General features: G+C 62.3%; 14 protein-coding genes. 6 read left to right on the forward strand and 8 right to left on the reverse strand.

Annotated features, from left to right (window positions below):
• Positions 1–21: 21 nt before the first annotated feature.
• The 5 genes from DLD99_RS10080 to pvdM all read right to left on the reverse strand — a co-directional run bounded on the left by DLD99_RS10080 (position 22) and on the right by pvdM (position 7,955).
• Positions 22–2,502: a TonB-dependent siderophore receptor gene (locus DLD99_RS10080; RefSeq protein WP_114882074.1), complete on the reverse strand. Its 2,481-nt coding sequence runs from the start codon at positions 2,500–2,502 to the stop codon at positions 22–24.
• 113 nt (positions 2,503–2,615) lie between these two features.
• Entirely contained in the window at positions 2,616–4,265 is a 1,650-nt protein-coding gene (locus DLD99_RS10085) for a cyclic peptide export ABC transporter (RefSeq protein ID WP_085711964.1), read from the reverse strand.
• A 111-nt stretch (positions 4,266–4,376) separates the two neighbouring features.
• The gene (gene pvdO / locus DLD99_RS10090) at positions 4,377–5,264 is read right to left on the reverse strand and encodes a dihydropyoverdine dehydrogenase (RefSeq protein ID WP_114882075.1); all 888 of its coding nucleotides are present in this window, start codon (positions 5,262–5,264) and stop codon (positions 4,377–4,379) included.
• Positions 5,265–5,301: 37 nt separating this feature from the next.
• A complete protein-coding gene (pvdN, locus tag DLD99_RS10095) occupies positions 5,302–6,588 on the reverse strand; it encodes a pyoverdine-tailoring periplasmic protein PvdN (RefSeq protein WP_114882076.1) in 1,287 nt (428 codons plus the stop codon).
• Positions 6,585–7,955 carry a pyoverdine-tailoring dipeptidase-like protein PvdM gene (pvdM, locus tag DLD99_RS10100; RefSeq protein ID WP_114882077.1) on the reverse strand — a complete coding sequence of 457 codons (1,371 nt, stop codon included), beginning with the start codon at positions 7,953–7,955 and terminating at the stop codon, positions 6,585–6,587. Before pvdM ends, pvdN begins: the two co-directional genes overlap by 4 nt.
• Positions 7,956–8,171: 216 nt before the next feature.
• Here pvdM and pvdP point away from each other — a divergent pair, with 216 nt between their 5' ends.
• Positions 8,172–9,797, forward strand: a complete 1,626-nt coding sequence (pvdP, locus tag DLD99_RS10105) for a pyoverdine maturation tyrosinase PvdP (RefSeq protein WP_114882078.1) — start codon at positions 8,172–8,174, stop codon at positions 9,795–9,797.
• Between the two features lie 58 nt (positions 9,798–9,855).
• On the opposite strand, the gene DLD99_RS10110 is transcribed toward pvdP, so the two are convergent.
• Genes DLD99_RS10110 through DLD99_RS10120 form a run of 3 tightly spaced genes read right to left on the reverse strand, consistent with a single transcriptional unit; the run spans position 9,856 to position 14,395 of the window.
• Positions 9,856–11,250 carry an efflux transporter outer membrane subunit gene (locus tag DLD99_RS10110; protein WP_114882079.1) on the reverse strand — a complete coding sequence of 465 codons (1,395 nt, stop codon included), beginning with the start codon at positions 11,248–11,250 and terminating at the stop codon, positions 9,856–9,858.
• 7 nt (positions 11,251–11,257) lie between these two features.
• Positions 11,258–13,231, reverse strand: a complete 1,974-nt coding sequence (locus tag DLD99_RS10115) for a MacB family efflux pump subunit (protein WP_114882080.1) — start codon at positions 13,229–13,231, stop codon at positions 11,258–11,260.
• Positions 13,232–14,395 carry an efflux RND transporter periplasmic adaptor subunit gene (locus DLD99_RS10120; protein ID WP_114882081.1) on the reverse strand — a complete coding sequence of 388 codons (1,164 nt, stop codon included), beginning with the start codon at positions 14,393–14,395 and terminating at the stop codon, positions 13,232–13,234. It lies immediately after the preceding gene.
• 325 nt (positions 14,396–14,720) lie between these two features.
• Here DLD99_RS10120 and DLD99_RS10125 point away from each other — a divergent pair, with 325 nt between their 5' ends.
• The 5 genes from DLD99_RS10125 to DLD99_RS10145 all read left to right on the forward strand — a co-directional run bounded on the left by DLD99_RS10125 (position 14,721) and on the right by DLD99_RS10145 (position 21,203).
• Positions 14,721–15,203, forward strand: coding sequence for a sigma-70 family RNA polymerase sigma factor (locus DLD99_RS10125; RefSeq protein WP_114882082.1), 483 nt, complete (start codon positions 14,721–14,723; stop codon positions 15,201–15,203).
• Positions 15,204–15,336: 133 nt separating this feature from the next.
• Positions 15,337–16,674 carry a lysine N(6)-hydroxylase/L-ornithine N(5)-oxygenase family protein gene (locus DLD99_RS10130; RefSeq protein ID WP_114882083.1) on the forward strand — a complete coding sequence of 446 codons (1,338 nt, stop codon included), beginning with the start codon at positions 15,337–15,339 and terminating at the stop codon, positions 16,672–16,674.
• A 492-nt stretch (positions 16,675–17,166) separates the two neighbouring features.
• On the forward strand, positions 17,167–19,866 hold the full coding sequence (gene mgtA / locus DLD99_RS10135) for a magnesium-translocating P-type ATPase (protein WP_114882084.1): 2,700 nt from the start codon (positions 17,167–17,169) through the stop codon (positions 19,864–19,866).
• 55 nt (positions 19,867–19,921) lie between these two features.
• Complete coding sequence (locus DLD99_RS10140) at positions 19,922–20,638, forward strand: MgtC/SapB family protein (protein ID WP_085711975.1); 717 nt, start codon at positions 19,922–19,924, stop codon at positions 20,636–20,638.
• Positions 20,639–20,783: 145 nt separating this feature from the next.
• The gene (locus tag DLD99_RS10145; protein ID WP_114882085.1) at positions 20,784–21,203 is read left to right on the forward strand and encodes a chemotaxis protein CheY; all 420 of its coding nucleotides are present in this window, start codon (positions 20,784–20,786) and stop codon (positions 21,201–21,203) included.
• Positions 21,204–21,266: the final 63 nt, after the last annotated feature.

Here is a 21,266-nt window from a genome sequence, read left to right on the forward strand (position 1 = left end):
GTTTTTTCATGGGCGCTGCAATCAGAAGTCGGCTTTGACCGACATCACGAAGTTACGCGGATCGCCGTAGAAGTTACCGAAACCTTCGGTGCCCACAGTGGCGTAGTAGCGTTTGTCGAACAGGTTGTTGCCGTTGAGGGCGACGGACCAGGTGTCATCGATGCGGTAGCCGATGCGACCGTTCCAGACCGCGTAACCCGACTGGGTGATGTTGTCACCGCCCAGTGGCGAGGTGCGGTAGTTGCCGCTCTGGGCGTTGACGCCGGCACCGATGGTGACGCGATCCAGGGGGCCGCTCAGGCTGTAGTCACCCCAGACGCGCAGCAGGTGGCGCGGTACGTAGGAGTTGTAGACCACGCCGTCCTGGGTGGCGTCGGCATCTTCCAGCACTTTGGTCTGGGTGTAGGTGTAGCCGGCCAGCAGTTGCAGACGATCGATCACTTCACCGCTGACTTCCGCTTCGAAGCCTTGGGCGCGGACCTTGCCGGAGTTCAGCGAGCAGGAGCTGTCTTCGCAGCGCGGGTCATCCTGGGCCGCGTCTTTCTGAATGGTGCGGAACAGGTTGAAGGAGCTGTTCAGGCGACCGTCGAACCACTCGCCCTTGATACCCAGCTCGTAGCTCTGGCCGATCAGCGGTTTGAGGGTGCCGCCGTCGATGGTCTTGTAGCCGCCCTGCGGGGTGAAGATATCGGTGTAGCTGGCGTACGCGGTCAGGTTGTCGTTGAGATCGAACAACAGTCCGGCAAAAGGGGTGACCTGTCCGGTTTCGGTGGACTTGGTGTTGACCGGGGTGCCTTCGCCGCGGAAGTACTGCACGGAGTCGGAGTCGGACTTGTACCAGCTGACACGACTGCCCAGCACGAAGGTCAGTGGATCGGCCAGTTTCAGGCGGGCGGTGGAGTAAACGCCGTATTGCTTGATGCTGATGTCTACCGGACCGCCCCGGGAGGCATTGGCCAGGTAGTAGCTTTCGTCAGGCTTGGGCAGGTGATGGTTCGGGTCCAGCACGTTCTGGCGCTGTGGCAGGGCCGCCACGGCGTAGAAGTCATCCTTGCGGGAGCGGCTGGCGTTGGCGCCGACGGTGATTTCGTGCTGCTGTCCGAACGCGTCGAATTTGCCGTCCACGTAGGCATCGAAGCCGTAGTCGGTCTGCTCGTAGTCGTAGATGCTCCCCAGCATCAGCGTGTTGGAGCTGGTGGCGCCGACCGGCACCGCGCCGCTCGGAAACGCGTATTCCATGTCCTGGGTGTTGCGTGAGAAGACCCCGGCCACCTTCAGGGACCAGTCGTCGTTGAACTGGTGTTTCACGTCGCCGAAGTAGGTGGCGCGTTTGCTGCGCTGGTTGTTCCACGAGGTGTTCAGGCAGGTGGAGCGTTTGAGGTGCAGGTCGGAGCCATCGGCGTAGCGCGGCAGACCGCCCCAGCAAGGTGTGGCGTCGACGTCTTCATAGGCCATGCCCAGGCCCAGCGTGGTGTCGGGGTTGAGGTCGAAGTCCAGGGCGCCGTAGTAGATCTGGTCCTTGCGGCTGGCCACGTCATAAAAGTACTGACGGGTCTGCTGGGTGACCACGGCGCGGCCACGGATGGTGCCGGCGTCGTTCAGCGGGCCGCCGGTGTCGACCTGACCGCGATAGTTGTCCCACGAGCCTGCCGAAAGCGACAGTTGGGTGTGCGGGGTGTCCTGGCCGCGCTTGCGCACGAAGTTGACGCCACCGGCCGTACCGCCTGCGCCTTTCATCATGCCGGCGGCACCGCGCAGCACTTCGACGCGGTCATAGATGGCCATGTCGCTGTTGAAGCTGTCGGCCTGTACGTAGCTGCTGCCGATGTCCAGCGGCACGCCGTCGTATTGATACTGGCCGCTCATGCGGAAACCGCGGGAGTAGAAATACTTGCCGCCCATGGGCGAATCGTAAACGGTGATGCCCGGGGTCTTTTCCATCACTTGTTCGATGGTGTTGAGGTTCTGGTCATCCAGCATCTTGCGGGTCATGACCGTGACCGACTGCGGGGTCTCCTTCAGCGAGTGCACGCCCTTGCCGATGGTCACGCCGCCGGTGGTGTAGGAGTTGCTGCCTTCGGTGGTCTCTGTCAGGCGCTGGCCGTTGATGTTGGTCGGTGCCAGTTCCATCGCGCTGCCGTTGGCGGGTGCCAGCAGGGTCACGGTGTTGCCGTCACGCTGATGACGGATGCCGGTGCCCTTGAGCATGGCCGCGATTGCGCTGTCGTCTGCGTATCGGCCGCTGAGGGCGGTGGAACGCAGGCCTTGCAGGCTTTCCGGGCTGTAGATGATCTGCAGGCTGGTCTGCTGACCGAGCGATTGCAGGGCCTGGGCCAGTGGCTGCGCCGGGATGTTCAGGGTCCATTCCTGGGCCTGGACATACGGAGTGACGGCCATTGTCATTGCCAGTCCCAGGCCGGTGGTGGCCAGGCGAGAGCGGGAGGCACCGTGCATGAGCAGGGCTCGGGTCAGTGGTCGAAGCATGAAGCGGGATGCGGACATGTGATTAAGACCTTGGCAGGTATAGTTGTTAATGGTTCTTATTTGTCTGATTGAGACGAGGAAGCCGCGGTAAACCGGAAATATTTTTTCCGGTCTGGCCGCGGCTTCATCGATCAAGCGGTTTGCAGTTCGCTTTTGACCTTGCCGGCCTCCATGCGCACCAGTTGATCGGCAACGTCGAAGTAACGGTCATCGTGGGAAATCACGATGATGGTCTTGCCCAGCCGTTTCAGGTCGGGCAGCAGTTCGGTGTAGAAAATCCGCCGGAATGTCGGGTCCTGGTCGGCGGCCCATTCGTCGAACACCAGCACCGGACGCTCCTCGAGCCAGGCATTGACCAGCGCCAGGCGCTTGCGTTGGCCGGTAGACAGGTCGGTGGTGCTGAAGGCGCCGTCACGCACGCTGACCTTGTGCGCGATCTCCAGCCGTTCGAGGTAGCGGGTGGCGTCCTGCGGGACTTCGCGATCACCCTGGATCAGGTCGTCGAACAGGTAGTAGTCGGCAAAGATCGTGGTGAAATTCTGTCGATAGTCGTCGCGGTTGAGGGCGGTGATCGGCTGGCCGTTGACCCGGATTTCACCTTCGGTGGGCGCATACAGGCCCAGCAGGAGTTTGATCAGGGTGGTCTTGCCACAACCGTTTTCACCGACGATGAACACGATGTCGCCTTGCTCGATGCGCAGGTTGACCGGCCCGAGGCGGAACGGCTCGCTGCCGGGGACGGGCGGGAAGGCGTAGCGTACGTTGTTCAGTTCCAGGTGGCTGACCACACCGGGTTTGCTGCCATGATCCTCCAGCAACAGGTGGGGCTCAGGCGAGGAGAACTGCTCGCTCAGTTCGGCAATCCGGCGGAACGCGATCTGTGCGCGGCTGATGATCGGCAGCGTGCCGACCAGATGTTCCAGAGGGCCTTTCATGTACAGCAGCACCAGCACGAAACCGCTCATCACCGCCTGGTCACCGCTCGGCCAGAACGATTGCAGGGCCAGCGCCATGCCGATCACCACGAAGAACAGCATGGAGCCGAACGACTTGGCGATCACGAAGGTGTTGATGGAGCGGATCTGGGTATCGCAGATCTTTTCCGCGGTTTTCTGGATGCCCGAGACAAACATGCGCTGGCGGCGCGGACGGTGGATGCGCAGTTCCTTGGCACCTTCGGCAATCGCGTTGTAGTGCTTTTGCAGTTCGTCCTCGGAGTCGCGCGCGGCGTAGAAACCGCGCATGCCCTTGGCCCGGGCAATCGCCTGGATGGTGGTGCCGATGGCAATCGCCACCAGCATCATCAGGAACATCGGCCAGGACAGCATGGCCAGGTAGCCGAGGCAGCCCAAGGTCACCGTCATGGAAATGGCCAGCGGCGCGAATGCAAAGGCGAAGTCGCTGATGGTGTCCACGTCATGGGTCAGCACGGGGATCAGGCGATGGCTGCGGTAGCGCTCGATCTGGTCGATCGGCGCCGACAGCACCTTCTCTCCCAGCTCCTTGCGCAGGCGGGCGATGATGTGTTGACCGACATAGTTGGTGCCGATGTCGGACAGGATTGTGGTCAGCAAGGCCAGGGCGCACAGCCCGGCGAAAATCATCACCACGGTGCGGGTCAGTCCGTCGGACGAGTGCAAGGCGTTGTTGATGGTCGCCAGCAGCACGGTGACGCTCAGGCCGCCGATCATGCCGAGCACGATAGACACGCAGACAATCAGGCGGAAGGGCTTGAGCAGGGCGAACAATTCGTTGATCGCCCCACGCGTTGGCTTGGTCATGGAGGAATCCTGCTTCGGTGCGGAGGGAGTGCCGGTATGTAAGGAAAACGAATGGTCACGGGGTTTCTTTAACAACGACCGCAGACAGGCTGCGGTCGCTTACAGGCAGGATCAGAGGTCGCGCACTACGCGAAAACCGAGCCAGTCGCCCTTGCTGGTCGGCCAGCTGCTGTTGCGGTTGCCCGAGCGGGAAAACACCGGTGCTTCGCCCCAGTCGTTGCCGCGCATGACCTGGCGTTCGCAGTTCTCCTGGGTCCATGGACGGCCGTCGTCGGGCACGCCGGAGTAATCCTTGTGATAGCAGTCGGCGGTCCACTCGTAGACATTGCCGTGGGCGTCGTACACGCCAAAGGCGTTGGCCGGGAAGGTGCCGGCCGGGGAGGTGAAGTTGTAACCGTCGGCGGCGCCGTAAGTGTTGGCATGCTTGGAGATCTGGTAATCGCTGCCTTCATCGAACGGGAAGGGGAACGGGCCGGTGCTGCCGCCACGGGCCGCGTATTCGCGGATCGACTCGCTCGGCAGGCGATAGCTGTGGCCGGTCTTTTTCGACAGCCAGTCGATGTAGCCCTGGGCTTCGGCCACGTTCATGCACACGGCCGGATCGCGCTGGGTCTGCTTGAATTCCGGCTTGCCGGCGGTGCAGCGACGGCCCGGGCGATCATCGAAGTCATAGGGCTTGGCGCCGGTCTCGCGGACGTAGGCGTCCCACTCGCCGACCAGCACTTGAAAGCGGCTGATGGCGAACGGTCGGGTGAAGGTCACTTGATGGCGCGGACCTTCGTCGGGTTCGCGGCCGACCTCGTCGTCCGGTGTGCCCATGGTGAAACTGCCGGTCGGCAGGACCACCATTTCCGGGCAGTCCTTGCAGTCCTTGAACACCTTGCCGGGGGCCGGCGGGGTGGCGGCCGTGGCAGTGCCGGGCAGAAGGGCCGCGCACAGGGCAGTCAGGGCCAGGGCGGGCAACGCCTTGAAGGCGGTTGAGGCGTGAGGCTTTTTCATGGGTCGTCTCTGTGTAAAGGAAACCGGGGCGCAGGGTTCAGGCGCGCAGCGTCTTGCCCAGCAAATCGAGGAAACGGTCTACTTCGGCTTCGGTGTTGAGCAGGCCGGGCGCGGTACGGATCACCGGGCCGACGTCGCGGCTGACCGCATCGCAGACCACGCGGTTTTTCATCAGGCGGGCGGCGATGTCATCGCTGTCGCGACCCTTGACCCGGAAGAAACTGAAGCCGGCGGAGAACTTCGGATCGACCGGCGTCACCAGTTCGATTCCTGGCTGTTCCTGCAAACGCTGTTTCAGGTAGCTGTTGAGCTGATGGATGCGCGCCTGCACGTCGGCCTTGCCCAGTTGCAGGTGCAGCTTGAACGCTTCGTCCACCGCCCAGCGGTGTTCGAAGGCGTGATAGCCGCCCGGCGTCATGGTGTTGGCGAAGGTCGTGGCTTCGGAAAAAGTCGGCACGCTGGGGCTGACGTATTTCACTTCGTCGCTGCGACTGCAGACGATGCCGGTGCCGCGGGGGCCGAACATCCATTTGTGCGTGCCGGCGATGAAGAAATCGCAATTCATCTGCGGGAAATCCAGGTCTTCGACGCCGAAACCGTGCACGCCATCGACCACGTAAATGATCCGGTCCTTGTCGTCCCGATTCCGGTTGTGTTCGTCGACGAGGCGGGCGATGTCGCCGATCGGCAGTTTCACGCCGCTGCCCGAATGCACCCAGGTCATGCCGAGGACGCGGGTTTCGGGGCGGATATTGCGATTGATAGTGTCGAGCACCTGGTCCATCGACACGTCTTGCGGGTTCTCGAACAACTTGAGTTTGCGCACCCGGGTGCCGTCGCGGGCGGTGCGGAAATCGAGGATGTTGCGGGTGGAGTAATGCTCGTGAACCGTGGTCAGGATCTCCTGGTCCGGGCGCACCTGCACACTGCCATAGATCATTGCCAGGCCTTCGGTGGTGCTGCCGGTGAGGGCGATCTGGCTCGGCCTGGCCTGCAGGTATTTGCCGGCCCAGACCCGCACGTTTTCTTCGCGCTGTTCGGTGACGCCCAGATCCCAATCCATGGCCAGGCCCGGATTGCGGTCGATGTCTGCACGGTAGCGAGCGATGGCTTCACGCACAGGTTTTGGGTGGGAGGTGACGAGGAAGTTGGCGAAGTGGATCGACTGCGGATCCTGTTCGAACATTCCGCGCAGGGTCGCCCATTTGTCCTGCGGCGAGGCCTGCGGATCGGCCGCCCGGGCGGGTGCAGCCAGGCTGACGCCCAGCGGCAGGGTGGCCGCCAGTACGCCGGCCTGTTTCAGGAAAGTGCGGCGGTCGGTCATGGTCGGGTCGTGTCCTGGCGGGAGAGCAGCGCAGGTCTGGCGGCTTTCTGTACCTGTTCCCAGACCCGCAGGAAGTTGCCGCCCCACAGCTTGGCGATGTCCGCTTCGGAGTAACCGCGCTGGATCAGTTCGGCGGTGACGTTGCGGATCTCGCCGACGTTCTCCCAACCCTTGATGCCGCCGCCGTCGTTGAAGTCGGAAGCGATGCCGACGTGGTCGATACCGATCTTGCGCACGGTGTAGTCGATGGCGTCGCCAAGATCCTTGAGGGTGGCTTTCGGTTCTTCTTCGAGAATCCCGTACAGGCCGCTGGCGTACTGACCAAGTTTCTGTTCCGACCAGGCAGTGATGATCGGGTCGCCCGGCATCAGGGCCATGGCCAGGTTCGGCAGTGGCGGCAGGTCGAAACGCGCACGCAGCGCGTTGAGCTTGTCCTGGGTGCCTTGGGTCAGCGGCTTGAGATATTGCGAAAAGCCGACCACCTGCACCACGCCACCGCTGTTCTTGATCAGCTGCAACTCCTTGTCGCTGAGGTTGCGCGGAATGTCCACGGCCGCTCTGGGCGCCGAGTGCGAAGCCACCAGCGGCGTGCGGCTCAGTTGCGCGACCTGTTCCAGGCCCTTGGTCGACATCTGCGAGACATCGATGATCACGCCCAGGTCATTGAGGCGGTGCACGGCCTGTTTGCCGATATCGGAGAGACCGTCGAGTGCATCCGGGGAATCATTGAAAAACGGCAGCGGGCGCGAAGAGTCCGCCCAGCTGTTGTTGCCGATGTAGCTGAAGCCGAACATGCGCATGCCGCGACCGGCCCACAGGTCCAGCTTGCTCAGGTCGTTGCCCAGCGGGTAGGCGTTGAGCATGCTGATGAAAATCGCAAACTTGCCTTCGCCGTGCAGTCGGCGGAAATCGTCAGGGGTGTAGGCGATGCCGACCTGATTGGGAAAGTCGCGCACCAGCCCGGAAATGATCTTGTAACGCACCTCCTGCTGATTGCGCGCTTCTTCGACGAAACCGTCGGTAGGGCGGTGTGGCGCGTTCGGGCCGTTCCACATTTCCGGCCAGCCGAACACGGTCAGTGCCGCGCCGGACAACCGCCCACGATTGGCCTTGATCAGGTCGAACTGCCCGGAGCCATCCTTGTCGGCTTCATTGCCGTGAGCGCCGAAGCTCAGGGGCACGGTGATGTGGCTGTCGAACGACAGGATCCGGTCCTGCAGTTCGGTGGCCTGTTTCATCACCTTGACCGGATAGCCGGGGTTGTCCCTGAACCAGTAATCCCAGGCCAGGAAGCCTGCGCCGGCACTGATTGCCATGGCCAGCGGCAGGCCGATGTATAGAGCCTTTTTCGAACGCGGTTTTGTCATTGCCATCTCATTCAGGTTCGCCGTCGAGTTACAGGCGCAGGGGCCTTTGCTATCTGGGAGGAACGACTGAGACGACAAAGAATTTAGCGTGGCGGCAAAACAACGGGCGACGATGCCGGGCATGAAGAGGTTCTTTTCGGACAGCGATAAATTTACCGATCCAGCAAACGTTCTAGCTTGGATAAAGCCTGCTTCATGGCTGACACAGGTAGGGCAATGACGATCTCTCGACGCTGGTTCATGGCGGGCATGGCACTCACGGGCGCTGCGCTGCCTGCCGCTTTTTATGCACATCGTGAGCTGACCCGCGAGGAGGAGCCGATCACGCCGGGCGAGGCCACGGTCGATCTGGCGGACACCGCCGGGCAGCAACTGGCCGACAACCTGCGCGGAATCTGGGACATCCGCTTCACGGGGGCCAATGCCGGACTAGACGGCTTGCCCCGTGAAGGCCTGGAACTGTTTCTCGATATTGCCCAGCGCGGGCGTGGTTTGCGCGGGTATCTCGATACCGGCCCTCGCTTGCGTACCGACGCTTCGCCGCACTATGAGGTCATTGGCGATCTGGCTCCGGGCAATGGCGCCGAGCTTTACTGGCGCCTGATGCGTACGGACATGCCACAAGCGCCGGCAGTCTATGAGTTCCGGGTCAAGCTGGACGAAGTCTGGGCGGCCTTCGGCAACGCCGGCAGCGGCACGTTTACCGGGCAGGTGCTGCGGCTGGACCGGCCGCTGGCTTTGCCGGAACTCGACAATCGTTTCATCGCGATCAAGCGCCGCTTCCCCGAGGCCCGCGAGCGGACCGGCCTGACCCCGACATTGCTGGCGTGGCTGGTGTCGCCCGAGCATCGCCTGTTCCACCAGCTCTGGCATGCCTCGCGGGACAAGTGGCACAAACTGTCGGAGAAAAAACGCGACGCGTTGCGCGGTATCGGCTGGCAACCCGGCCCCCGGGACAAGGAGCGCGACGCACGTGGGCCACGGAAGGATCGCAACGGCTCGGGCGTCGACTTTTTCTTCATGCATCGGCACATGCTGGGCGTCGCCCGTTCGATGCAGGATCTGCCGTCGTGGTCGAGATTCCCCGCGCCGCAACCTGAACTGGAACGTGACCGTCAGGGCTTTGCCCGCTACTTCGACAACCACGACGGCAACGCCTTGCCACCGACCTGGCTGGCGGAGGGCGATGACGAATACACAAAGTGGGTCAGTGACATCAAGGCCGCCGAGACCTATCACAGCAACTTCCAGGTCTGGGAGTCGCAGTACACCGATCCGCGCTATCTCTCGAAACTGACCCTCGGCCAATTCGGCTCGGAAGTCGAACTGGGCCTGCACGACTGGCTGCACATGCGCTGGGCGTCAGTGGCGCGCGATCCTTCCAACGATATTCCGCTGCCGATGGCCCGGGACCAGGCGGACTTCGCGGCCCGTTGGTACGCCGCCGAAAACGACTTCCTCGGCGACCCGTTTTCCTCCCATGTGAACCCGGTGTTCTGGCGTTTCCATGGCTGGATCGACGACCGCATCGAGGACTGGTATCGCGCTCACGAACGCTTTCATCCGGGTGAAGTGAGCCGTCTGCAGGTCAATGGCGTGCCATGGTTTGCGCCGGGACGATGGGTCGAGGTCGATGACCCGTGGCTCGGCCCGGACACCCATGGTTGCAGCACCGTTCCCGGCCTGCAGGTGGGGCGCTCGGTGGAGATGGACCCGGAAACCATGAAACTGGCGTTGCGCATCACCTTCGGCGATGAAAACAACATGGCCGATCTGTTTCGCCGGATTCCGCAGCGGCCGTGGTACGCCAGGCACCTGAAGGTCAAAGGGCGGCAGCTCTGAAGACAAAAAAATCGCAGCTTACGGGCTGCGATTTTTTTTGCCTTGAACCAGGCTGTTTTCAGATTACTTGCCAGCCCCCGCCCAGTGCCTTGTACAGCGCAATGCTGGCCTGCAGGCGTGACAGCCGCAGTTGCACGTTCAAGTCCTGGGCGGCGTACAGCGTGCGCTGGGTCTGCAGCACCGTCAGCAGATCCTCGGCGCCGGCCTGATAGCGACTCTGGGCAATGTCGAACGCGGTCTGTGCCTGGCGCAGTTCTTCGCTTTGCCACTGACGTTGCTCATCGAGGCCGCGAATGCTCGTCAGGGCTTTTTCGACGTCCGCAAAACCATTGATGATCGCGCCGCGATAGGTCTCCAGCAGCTCTTCCTGGCGCGCCGTGGCCTTGTCGCGCTCGGCGCCGAGGCGACCGTTGTTGAAGATCGGCGCCACCAGGCCCGACGACAGATTGTAGAAAGTGGTGCGCAGCAGATCCGCTGCGAGGTCGGCGCCGGTACCCAGGCTGGCGGTCAGTGTCAGCTTGGGCAGCATGGCGGCGCGGGCAACGGTAACATCCGCCTGGGCAGCGGCCAGTTTTGCTTCGGCGCTGGCGATGTCCGGACGTCGTTGCAGCAGGTCGCTGGGCACGCCGCTGGCAATGTCCGGCCATTGCAATTGGGCGAACGACTGTTTGGGCGACGGCAATTCCTGCACGGGTTGGCCGAGCAGTGCCGCCAGGGTGATCAGGGCCTCGCGCGCTTGTTGTTGCGTCAAAGGCAGTTTGCGCTGTTGCTCGGCGACCAGGCTCTTTTGCTGAGCCAGCTCCAGCGCCGTGGCGCCGCCGGCGTCGTAACGGGTCTGCACCAGATGCAGCACGCTCTGCGCATTGGCCAGGTTGAGCTCGGCAATCCGCGCCTGCTCACGCAGCGCCAAGGCCTGGGTGTAGCTGTTGGCGACGGCGCTTTGCAGGGTCAGTTCCACCGTCGAGCGATCGAACTTGCTGGCCTGCACGGCGAACACCGCGCTGTCCCGGGCGGCGCGTTTGCCACCCCAGAAATCGATTTCGTAACTGGCGCTCAACTCGGCATCGTAATAATCCAGCGAGCGTTTGTTCGGGTTCACATCGAGTTGGCTGTAGCCTTTGCCGTGCAGGAGTTTCTGCCGGTTGGCATTCAGACCGGCCTTGATTTCCGGCAGCAGCGGGGCGCCGGCGATGGTCGCACCGGCCTGGGCCTGGCGGACCCGGGCGACGGCGGCGGCCAGGTCATGGCTGCCCAGTCTTGCCTGATCGATCAACTGGTCGAGTTCCGAGCTGCCGAAGTGCGTCCACCATTGTCGATCGCTCTGGCTGGCGCCGGGATGTTCCGGCGATTGCCAGGTCGGCGGTGGTTGCAGGCCGCTGTCGGGGCGCGGCGCGGGGCTGCCGCAGGCCGCCAGCAAAACGCTGGCGGCGAGAAGTGTCAGGTGGGCTTTCATAGGTCGATCATTCACTGGTGAGGGCCTTGACCGGGTCGAGCCGGGCGGCCTTGCGGGCCGGCATGAAGCCGAAGATGACGCCGGTGGCCAGCGCGCAACCGAAGGCGCCGATCACGGCGATCCACTGGAACGCCATGGCCACACCGCTGAGTTGCAGCACACCGCCGACCAGCATCGCCAGGCTGATGCCGGCAATGCCGCCGACCACCGAGAGCATCACCGCTTCGGTCAGGAACTGGCGCAGGATGTCGCGCTGACGGGCGCCGGTGGCCATGCGGATACCGATTTCCCGGGTGCGTTCGCGCACGGTCATGAGCATGATGTTCATCACGCCGATACCGCCCACCAACAGGGAAATGGCGGCAATCGCCCCGAGCATCAGCGACAGCGTGCCCTGAGTGCGAGCTTCGGCCTGGATCATCGCGGCGTTGTTGGTCAGCTCGAAATCCTTCTTCCCGTTGTGCCGGCGCAGCATCGCTTGTTCGATGGCGTGCTCGGCTTCCTTGACACGGCGCGCATCGCGCGCGGCAATCACTACGTATTCCGGATTGCGGCTGCCGAACAGGCGCATGCTGGCGGCGGAGTAGGGCACGGCGATCCGGTTGTCACTGTCCGAGTCGCCGGAGCTGGAGCCTTTTTCCGCGAGTACCCCGAGGACCTGGAACGGCACGTTTTCGATCAGGATGTACTGACCGACAGGGTCGGCGACATCCTTGAGCAGTTTGTCGCGCACCTTGGTCCCGATCACCGCGACGGCCGCGGCGTTGTCTTCATCGGCTTGGGTGAAATAGCTGCCCTGGATCACCGGCCAGTTGAAGATGGTCGGGAAGTTGGTGTCGTTGCCACCCACGTAACTGGTGTGGTCGGCATTGCCGAAACGCACGCCGGCGGTCGCGCCGTTGACCGGCATGATGCGTTCCACTTGAGGCAGGGCGGCCAGTTCGGCGACGTCATCGAGGGTGATGATACCCGGCGGTGTGCGCGGGTTGGGCGCTGCGCCGCTGAGATAGATGATGTTGGAGCCGAATGCCCCCATCTGCGCCATCACCTGGCGCTTGCTGCCTTCGCCAACCGCCAGCATGACCACCACGGACGCGACGCCGATGACGATCCCCAGCAGGGTCAGCGCGGTGCGGAAGCGGTTGACCCACATGACGCGCCAGGCCGCTTGCACGGCATCCACCAGTTCGCCTTTCCAGGCGCCGCTCTGGGTGCTGCCGGTGGTCAGGCGCTCGCGCAGATCCACGGCTTGCAATGTGCCGGAGCCGGCGGTGGGTGTGGCCGGTGATTGCGGGGCGGCGGTATCGCTGATGATCAGGCCATCGCGGATTTCGATGATGCGCTTGGCGCGTTGTGCGACTTCGCGGTCGTGGGTGATGAGAATCACCACGTGGCCCTGATCCGCCAGTTCGTCGAGCAGGGTCATGACCTCGGCGCCACTGTGGCTGTCCAGCGCGCCAGTGGGTTCGTCGGCAAGAATGATATGGCCGCCATTCATCAGCGCCCGGGCAATCGACACCCGCTGCTGTTGTCCGCCGGAGAGCTGGTGCGGGCGGTTGGCGGTGCGGCTGCCGAGGCCCAGACGGGTGAGCAGGGCGTGGGCCCGGGCGTGGCGTTCGGTGGCGGGAGTGCCGGCATAGATCGCCGGCATCTCGACGTTTTCCTGGGCCGAGCCGGACGGAATCAGGTGATAGCCCTGGAACACGAATCCGAACGCTTCGCGGCGCAGCCAGGCCAGGGCGTCGGTGTCCAGCCGGGCGACATTTTCCCCGGCAAACAGGTACTCGCCGCTGCTGGGACGGTCGAGGCAGCCGAGGATGTTCATCAGTGTCGATTTGCCGGAGCCGGAGGCGCCGACGATCGCCACGAATTCGCCGGCATGAATTGACAGATCAATGCCGCGCAGCACTTCCACCAGCGGGCTGTCGCCGCCGCCGTAGGCTTTGCGGATCTGCCGCAGGTCAATCAGGGGCGTTTGCATTCAGCCTCCGTTGCCGGTGGCCGGACTGCTCAGGACGTGATCGCCTTCGGCAAGCCCTTCGAGGATTTGCGTGCGCAAGCGGTCGCGGATGCCGATCCGGACTTCCCGGGATTGAATCTCGCCATTGGCGGCGACGACCTGCGCCGATTGCCAGTCCGCACGGCTGCTGCGCTGCAGAGCGGCAGTGGGCACGGTCAGGGTGTTTTGCGCCTGCTGTGAAACGAAGAACACCTGGGCCGTCATGTCGGTCATCAGGCTGTTGTCGGTGTTTTCGACATCCAGCAACACCGTGTAAAGCACCACCCTTTCGCTGCCGCTGCGACCACTGGTGGGACTGGCGCCCTGACTTTGCTCAAGGGGACGCGGCGGCACCGGCAGGATCTGCCGTACGGTGCTGCTCCAGCGCCGGCTGCCGCCGCTGAGGGTCGTGAAGTAAGCGGTCATGCCCGGCTTGACGTGACCGATGTCGGCTTCGGAAACCTCGGCCCACACTGTCATCGGGGAAAGCCGCGCGATCCGCAGAATCAGCGGGGTCTGCTGTTGCGCGTTGAGTGTCTGGCCTTCACGGGCGCCCACGGCCACCACGGTGCCGGACATCGGCGCGTAAATGCGTGTGTAGCCAAGCTCGGCCTCGTCACTGCGCAGACTGGCCTGGGCCTGACGGATCTGTGCCTGGAACATGTCGATCCGGGCCTGGGTGGCGCGTACTTCGGCCCGGGCGGTCTGGACGTCTTCCTCGCGGGTGGCGCCCCCGGCGGCGAGTTTCTGCTGGCGCTGGTACTTCTGCTGCGCCAGCTCATGCTGGGCGCGTTGTTCCTGCAACTGCGCCTTCAGGTTCTCGATGGAGAACCGACCGGCGTCGAGCTTGGCCTTTTGCGTGGAGGGATCGATTTCCACGAGCAACTGGCCTTCCTTGACCACATCACCGGCCTCGACGTGAATTTTCTGGATCTGCCCGGACGCCTGCGCGCCGACATCCACATAGCGACGCGGTTGCAGAGTGCCCAGGGCGGTCACGCTGTTTTCGATGTCGCCACGGGTCACTTGAACGGTGGCAAGCGTTTCACGGCCGGGCGGCAGTACTTGCCACGCGGCAACCGCGATGACGGGGATCAGGCAAAGGGCAACGAACAGGGCACGGCGGGCGGGGAGGGGACGTTTCATGCAGGGTTCCGGCCAGTGGAATTCGGCCCGTCGTTCAGCAGGTGAACAGGTTCGGTCGGTCGCTGAACGCTGTCGCAAGGCACGACAGACACGGGGGAGCTGTCCTGTAAACGATGCATGTGCAAGGGAATTTAAGTGTTCACACACGAAGTTACAGGTTGCCGGAACGGGCTATTTGTCAGCGAAGGAGAATCACTACTTTAAATCTATATGAGAATTACTATAAATTACGCGCCTCACGTTGCCACCATCGTGCTACCGCTTCGCGGGGCCCGGAAAAACGGTGTGCTCAAGGACAGGACCCGCATTCAAGCGGCCGGGAGTCATGTTGGAAAACTACTATCGCGAGCTGGTGTGTTTCCTGAACGCCAAGCTCGGCAACCGACAGGTGGCCGAAGATGTGGTGCATGACGCCTATGTGCGGGTACTGGAGCGTTCCAGCGATACGCCGATCGAACAACCCCGGGCCTTCCTCTATCGCACCGCGCTGAATCTGGTGATCGACGATCATCGACGCAATGCCCTGCGTCAGGCCGAATCGCTGGAAGTGCTCGACAGCGAAGAGCGCTATTTCACCCCGTCCCCCCACAGCACCCTCGACCATGGCCAGCGCCTGGACATGTTGCAACGCGCATTGGCCGAGCTTGCACCGCTGTGCCGCGACAGTTTTCTGCTGCGCAAGATCGAAGGCATGTCCCATCCCGAGATCGCCGAACGCCTTGGCATTTCCAAGGCCCTGGTGGAAAAGCACATCGTCAATGCCATGAGGCATTGCCGCCAGCGAATCAAGCAATGGGATGCCCACTGAAGCCCCTGCGTTAAATTTTATTTCACTGTCCTCGTTCCTACTCAACAGACGACCTGTTGTCCTGTCCCGGGCCGGCCGGTCACCCAAGCTCTTCCTCCGCGCTGTTCGGGGGTTCATCCAGAGGACACTGGAAATGACACAGGCAATTGCATCGCCCATCGTTCACGATCTGATCGGCGTCGGTTTCGGCCCTTCGAACCTGGCGTTGGCCATCGCTCTGCAGGAGCGTGCTCCGACCCTCGGCGAGCTGGATGTGCTGTTTCTCGACAAGCAACCGACCTACAGCTGGCACGGCAATACGCTGTCGACCCAGAGCGAATTGCAGATTTCCTTTCTCAAGGATCTGGTGACCCTGCGCAACCCGACCAGCCCGTACTCGTTCGTCAATTACCTCAAGCACCACGGGCGTCTGGTGGACTTCATCAACCTCGGCACCTTCTACCCGTGCCGCATGGAGTACAACGACTACCTGCGCTGGGTCGCCGCACAGTTCACCGAACAGAGTCGTTATGGCGAAGAAGTGCTGACCATCGAGCCGGTGCTGCACAACCATCAGGTCGAAGCGTTGCGGGTGATTTCCCGTGGCACCGACGGCCAGCAATTCGTGCGCACCGCGCGCTCGGTGGTGGTCAGCGCCGGTGGCACCCCGCGCATTCCCGAATCGTTCAAGGCGCTCAAGGGCGATGCCCGGGTGTTCCACCACTCGCAATACCTGGCCGAGATGGCCAAGCAACCGTGCGTCAACAACCAGCCGATGAGCATCGCAATCATCGGCGGCGGCCAGAGCGCGGCGGAAGCCTTCATCGATCTGAACGATTCGTTCCCGTCGGTGCAGGTCGACATGATCCTGCGCGGTTCGGCGCTGAAGCCGGCGGACGACAGCCCGTTCGTCAACGAAGTGTTCTCGCCGGAATTCACCGACCTGATCTTCCAGCAGCAGAGCAGCGAGCGTGAGCGTTTGGTCAACGAGTACCACAACACCAACTACTCGGTGGTCGATATCGACCTGATCGAGCGCATCTACGGCATCTTCTATCGCCAGAAAGTCTCAGGTGTTGCGCGCCACGCGTTCCGCACCCTGACCACTGTCGAGAAAGCCACCGCTACCGAACGCGGCATCGAACTGGCGGTGCGCAACAACGCCACGGGTGAAGTTACCGTGCGCGTCTACGACGCCGTGGTGCTGGCCACCGGTTACGAGCGTCAGATGCACCGCAAACTGCTGGCGCCGCTGGAAGAGTACCTGGGCGACTTCGAGGTCGATCGCAACTACAAACTGATTACCGACGAGCGCTGCAAGGCCGGTCTGTACATGCAGGGCTTCTGCCAGGCCAGCCACGGTCTGAGCGATACGCTGCTGTCGATCCTGCCGATCCGTGCGGACGAAATTGCCGGCTCGCTGTATGAGCATGGCAAGAACCGTGGGCACAGCCGTTCGGTGATGGATTTGTTGCTGGCAACTGCCAGCTGATGACTTCCTGACGACTCCCGCGCCGAGCGCGGGAGTCGTTTTCGGGCCAATCCTGAACCCTTCCTGAATGACCTCCACATCCCTCAACCTCATTCCTTTTACGGGTTTACTCTCCAGGCATCGGGGCGTAAGCTTCGCGCGTTTTCATCAATAGCGGAGACCCACAGTGGGTACTTGTTCGAGTGACAGTTGTCGGCCGGTCCTTGTAACCGGCAGATTCTCGGCAAGATAACGCGCATTCCTTTGTGCCGTTGTCTCGCCGAACAGCGAGCAGCGGCATCCCGATCATGGTCAGTTGAGACCATGTCCCGACGTCCTTCTCATCGACGCTGAAAAGAGCGTGGTTTCGACTTTATCGTCGCAATCGCAGCCCTATCGACACGCCTGTCTTTTTTGACTGGCGCGCCAACCTTTGCCGTGCCGAATTTTCGGTGCAAGAGGGCTGGACGTACCTGCTTGACGGTTTCCCGGCTGACCATAGGGGCAACAGCCATGAAACTTACGCTCAAGGAATTTTTCGCAGGCTTCCTGCGGACCCGTCACATCGCCCGGCACTTCCGTCGTCTGGCCGTGCTGGAAAGTCTTCGCGACACCACGGTCAGCCGTGAAGTGCCGCCCACCCTGGCCAATACGCTGGTGGACGCTGCCCATTGCGACAGCGGCGTACTGCTGTCTAACCTCGGCACCCACACCGACGGACTCACCGATTTCGAAGTCGATGTGCTGCGTGCACAGCATGGCCTCAACGAAGTCGAGCATGAGCAACCGCTGCCGTGGTGGACCCACCTGTGGCACTGCTACAAAAACCCGTTCAACCTGCTGCTGACCCTGTTGGCGGTGATCTCGTGGCTGACCGATGACCTGAAAGCCGCCACGGTGATCTTCTCGATGGTGGTGCTCTCGACCCTGCTGCGCTTCTGGCAGGAAAGCAAATCCAACCAGGCGGCGGACGCGCTCAAGGCGATGGTCAGCAACACCGCCACCGTGCTGCGCCGGGATGCGCCGCGCACCGAGCTGCCGATCAAGCAACTGGTGCCGGGCGATCTGATCGTACTCTCGGCCGGCGACATGATTCCCGCCGATTGCCGGGTGCTCAGCGCCAAGGATCTGTTCGTCAGCCAGGCGGCGATGACCGGCGAATCGATGCCAGTGGAGAAATTCCCCCGCCAGGCGGACCGCGATACACGCAACCCGCTGGAGCTGGACAACATCCTGTTCATGGGCACCAACGTGGTGTCCGGCACGGCGGTGGCGGTGATTCTCACCACCGGCAACAGCACCTATTTCGGTGCGCTGGCGCTGCGGGTCGGGGCAACGGATCGGGCGGTGACTTCGTTCCAGCAAGGGGTGAACAAAGTCAGCTGGCTGTTGATCCGCTTCATGTTCGTCATGGCGCCGCTGGTGTTGTTCATCAACGGTTTCACCAAGGGCGACTGGACCGAAGCGCTGCTGTTCGCACTGTCGATCGCCGTGGGCCTGACCCCGGAAATGCTGCCGATGATCGTTACCTCGACGCTGGCCAAGGGCGCGGTGTTCCTGTCGCGCAAGAAAGTCATCGTCAAACGCCTGGACGCGATCCAGAACTTCGGCGCCATGGACGTGTTGTGCACCGACAAGACCGGCACGTTGACCCAGGACAAGATCTTCCTGGCACGCAATGTCGATGTCTGGGGTGAGGATTCCGATGACGTGCTGGAAATGGCTTATCTGAACAGCTACTACCAGACCGGGCTGAAAAACCTGCTCGACGTGGCGGTGCTGGAACACGTGGAAGTCCACCGTGAACTGAAGGTCGGCACGGCATATCGCAAGGTCGACGAGATTCCGTTCGACTTCAATCGCCGGCGCATGTCGGTGGTGGTCGAAGGCCACGGCCAACCGCATCAGTTGATCTGCAAAGGCGCGGTGGAAGAGGTGTTGTCGGTGTGCACCCGGGTTCGTCACGGTGAAGTCGACGAAGCCTTGAGCGATGAATTGCTGGCGAGAATTCGTCAGGTAACAGCAGCATTCAACGCTGAAGGCTTGCGCGTGGTCGCGGTGGCGGCACGGTCGATGCCTGAAGGTCGCGACACTTACAGCCTGGGCGACGAGCAGGAACTGACGCTGATCGGTTACGTGGCATTCCTCGATCCGCCGAAGGAAAGCACCGCACCAGCACTCAAGGCCCTGGCCGAACACGGCGTGGCCGTGAAAGTGCTGACCGGCGACAACGAACTGGTGACCGCCAAGATCTGCCGCGAGGTAGGCCTGGCGCAGCAAGGCCTGTTGATGGGCAACGACATCGAACGCATGAGCGACGCGCAACTGGCGGTGGCCGTTGAAACCACCAACGTGTTCGCCAAACTGACGCCGACCCACAAGGAACGCATCGTGCGCATCCTCAAGGGCAACGGCCACGTGGTCGGGTTCATGGGCGACGGCATCAACGACGCACCGGCCCTGCGCACCGCGGACATCGGTATTTCCGTGGACAGCGCGGTGGACATCGCCAAGGAAGCGGCCGACATCATCCTGCTGGAAAAGAGCCTGATGGTATTGGAGGAGGGCGTGCTGGAAGGGCGCCGGACCTTCGCCAACATGCTCAAGTACATCAAGATGACCGCCAGCTCGAACTTCGGCAACGTGTTCTCGGTATTGGTCGCCAGTGCGTTCATTCCGTTCCTGCCGATGCTGCCGATGCATCTGCTGGTGCAGAACCTGCTGTATGACATTTCGCAGATCGCGATCCCGTTCGACAACGTCGACGACGAAATGCTGAAACAGCCGCAACGCTGGCAGCCAGGGGACGTAGGGCGCTTCATGCTGTTCTTCGGCCCGATCAGTTCGATCTTTGACATCACAACGTTCGCATTGATGTGGTACGTGTTCGATGCCAACACCCCGGATCACCAGACCCTGTTCCAGTCCGGCTGGTTCGTGGTTGGGTTGCTGACCCAGACGCTGATCGTGCACATGATCCGCACGCCGAAGATTCCGTTCCTGCAAAGCCGCGCGGCCATGCCGCTGCTGGTGATGACCGGAATCATCATGGTCGTGGGCATCTTCCTGCCGATGGGGCCGCTGGCGCACTACTTCAAACTGCAGGCGCTGCCGTCGATGTACTTCGTGTTCCTGCCGGTGATCCTGCTGGCGTACATGGCACTGACCCAGGCCGTTAAAGGCTTCTACATCCGCCGTTTCGGCTGGCAGTAACAGGAATGATTCCCCCCTTGTGGGAGCAAGGGGGGGCGGTTTCAAGGAGTTCAACATGCAAGCCATCAACAACATCAACCTCGACTCGCTGCTCGACACCCTGGTCAGCCTCAGCGCGGCCTTCATCCTCGGCGGCCTGATCGGTTTTGAGCGCCAGTACCGGCAACGCACGGCAGGCTTGCGCACCAACGTGCTGGTGGCGGTCGGTGCGGCGATTTTCGTCGACATGGCCAACCGCCTCGGCGGAGCCGAAGGCGCGGTGCGGGTGGTCGCCTACGTGGTGTCCGGGATCGGCTTTCTCGGCGCCGGTGTGATCATGCGCGAAGAAGGCAATGTGCGCGGTCTCAACACGGCCGCCACGCTTTGGACTTCGGCAGCGGTCGGCGCCTGTGCCGGCGCCGACCTGCTGGCCGAAGCCGTGCTCGGCACCTTGTTCGTGCTCGCCGCGAATACCTTGCTGCGGCCGATCGTCAACAACATCAACCGCCAGCCGCTGGATGTGGTTTCGGCGGAAGTCACCAACATCGTCTACGTGATCGCCCGGCGCTCGCAGCAGACCGCCGTGTTCGCCTTGCTTGAAGCCGAGCTCGAACGCAGTAACTACCCGGCCAGTGATGTCGATGTACACGCCTTCGGTGCCGACGAAATCGAGATCGAAGCGACGCTCGCAACGACTTCGGTGGACGGCGATGAACTGGACGCGCTGGTGAAGCGGATTTCAACGTCGAACCTGGTGGTACAGGCGTTCTGGAGTCCGAGTACCACGGAGTAACCTGGCGAACGCCCATCGTCCGGCAATGGCATGGGTGGCCGTCAATCCGGATGAGTGACGGTTATTTTCGGAATAGTCCTACAGAGCATGCCTCGATGCTTGGGTAGTCTTGCCGCCACTTCAAGCGACTGGCGGGACTTCCACGATGGCCGACAAAACCTTGCGTATTTTGATCGCCGACACCCAGCACTTTCACCGGATGAAGATCGAGCGGATGTTCAATGCCCTCGATTACTACCGCATTGCGCCGGTGCAGAACTTCACCGAACTGCTGACACTGATCGATTATGGTCGCGAGCCGTTCGATGTACTGGTGACCGACTCTCAACTGGCAGGCGGAATGCCGGATCTGCACGGTTTCCTGTTCGATCTGGCGCAGGTCCGGCATGCGCTGGTCTACGGCGAAGCGCTGAACTCATCGGATGTTCCCGGATACTTTCGGCCAAAGATCACCAGTTGCAACGCCGCGCTGCCCTCAATGAGCGCCATCACACAGTTGATGGCGTCGGTCGAGGCTTCCCGGGTGCGCTCATCGCATGTGCGCCCGGCAAAATCCCTTGCGTGATGGAGCGCCAAATCACAGATCGCCCGATGGCGCAACTGTCAGGTCTGACAGGTGTTTCGCCAT

The organism is Pseudomonas kribbensis, assembly GCF_003352185.1.
In the GTDB taxonomy this organism is placed as follows: Bacteria; Pseudomonadota; Gammaproteobacteria; order Pseudomonadales; family Pseudomonadaceae; genus Aquipseudomonas; species Aquipseudomonas kribbensis.